This is a genomic window from Segetibacter koreensis DSM 18137, from assembly GCF_000374045.1.
GTDB classification, from domain to species: Bacteria; Bacteroidota; Bacteroidia; order Chitinophagales; family Chitinophagaceae; genus Segetibacter; species Segetibacter koreensis.
Genome location: NZ_KB893368.1, coordinates 1 through 1,940, shown reverse-complemented (window position 1 = coordinate 1,940; position 1,940 = coordinate 1). Strand labels below are relative to the sequence as shown.

Below are 1,940 nucleotides of genomic sequence, written 5' to 3'. Positions count from 1 at the left end.
GATATTTTAACAACAGGAAGTTGATTGACTTTTGATTGTGTCGAATTAACAGTACTACCACCCTGGCCGTTATCATAAGAAATATAATCCAAATCAGTTACATCCCTTGGTAAACCGTTGGTAATAATCATATCACGGTAACCGTCATTATCAAAATCTGCAACAAGGGGATCCCAACTCCAGTCAGTCTGATAAATGGCAGCCATAAAGGCAACATCACTGAAAACAGGAAGACCTTCAGGTGTCATGCCGCAGTTTAGCTGAAGCACATTTCTAATATACTGATGCTGGTAGTTAAACTGGCTGTTATTGAAATAATTATAATATTCATTTCCACTCAACATTCTCTTCTTCCGCAGGTTACTTTCCGGCAGCATATCTAGCGCTACTAAGTCTGTTAATCCATCATTATTTATATCCGCTACATCTGTACCCATCGTGTACCAGCTCGTATGTTTGAAGTAATCAGTGATGCGATCTGTAAAAGTTCCGTCTTTATTATTTATGTACAAAATGTCGTTAGCAACAAAGTCATTACTGACATAAATATCAGGGTATCCATCAAGGTTGAAATCTGTTATAGATGCCGAGTGGCCCCAACCTTCTATTAAGATTCCTGCCCGCCGGGAAACATTGGTAAAAGTTCCATTTCCGTTATTTTGGTAAAGCCTGTCATTATTTAAAGCTGAACCATCCGTTATTTTAGGTCGGTATTTAATGGTCGTTCTTGCATCGTTTAAAGTATTTGTAACAAGATATAAATCCAGGTCGCCATCGTTGTCATAATCAAAAAAAACTCCCTGTGTGCTGTAACCGTTATCATCTATTCCATAGGCTTTGGCTGATTCTTTAAAGGTAGGAATACCTTCTTTGTTAAGCCCCTGGTTTATAAACAATAAGTTAGTTCGTTGCTTCGGATCTCTGAGAAATGTTGAGCTTACATATATATCCATCCATCCATCTCCGTTTATGTCTGCTACCGATACGCCACTGCACCACTTTCCCTCGCTTCCCACACCTGCTGAGGCAGTTATGTCCTCGAACTTTAGCGATCCTTTATTTAAATACAATTTATTGGAAACCATATTTCCGGAAAAGTAAATGTCTTCTAATCCATCATTATTAAAATCTCCTATACCTACCCCGCCACCATTGTAGATGTATGCTTCATTTAAAATATTTAATGCATCATTTTCGTAAATCGTATTTGTAAAATTGACACCTGTTTGTGAAGATGGAAGTAACTTAAATAGGGGAGTTGAATCAGATGTATAAGAACGATTTTCTTTAATTTTATTTGTATTCTTACCAGTCCAGCTACAAAGTATAAACAATGGAAACCAGGCAAATAGTGGAAGCCGTAAGATGGAATCGCGTGAAATCATGTATGAGGAAAATTAAAACAGGGTAAATAATTGTATTTATAATTTAGTTTAGACGATCTGCCACTTGTTATACAACATCCTAAAAATGAAATAAATAAACTGTATTAGTGAAACACCTCTTTATAGCACTACCGTTTATTTATTTATTTCTCTTTTAATTCCTTTAAAATCAGTGATAACAATTTTTGCGGCGTTTTTATCAACTTTCATTTTTCTTGAAGACTGAGATAAGAATGTAGAGCCATAGTAAAATTCTATCCTTCTTTTTTTGTTATCGTTGTAAATAATATCCGCACTAAAATCATTTTCATCCAGGTTGATCCATTTGCCTCTTTCCTGCTGACCGCCTTTGCTGTACACCTGCAGGCTATCCTGGTTTTGAGTAGCTACTGTCACGTCCTCATTTTTTGCCGTATGGATCGTGGCTACTCCTTTAGCGTCACCTTTTACAAAAAAACCGCTTTTAGCTATTGGCATACTGCTGAAGTTGCCTTTGCCATCACCTTTCATACACAAGCCCATAAAGGCATCATGCCTTCCGCTGCCCGGCTCCAT

Annotated in this window: 1 protein-coding gene and 1 pseudogene; both read right to left on the bottom strand. The window is 37.2% G+C overall.

The window, feature by feature from the left end; all coding sequences use genetic code 11:
• On the bottom strand, window positions 1-1,385 hold a 1,385-nt coding region (locus B154_RS0122755), incomplete at its 3' end, for an FG-GAP repeat domain-containing protein (protein WP_018616662.1).
• Between the two features lie 135 nt (window positions 1,386-1,520).
• A pseudogene (locus B154_RS32850) lies at window positions 1,521-1,940 on the bottom strand (RNA-binding protein); the annotation flags it as partial.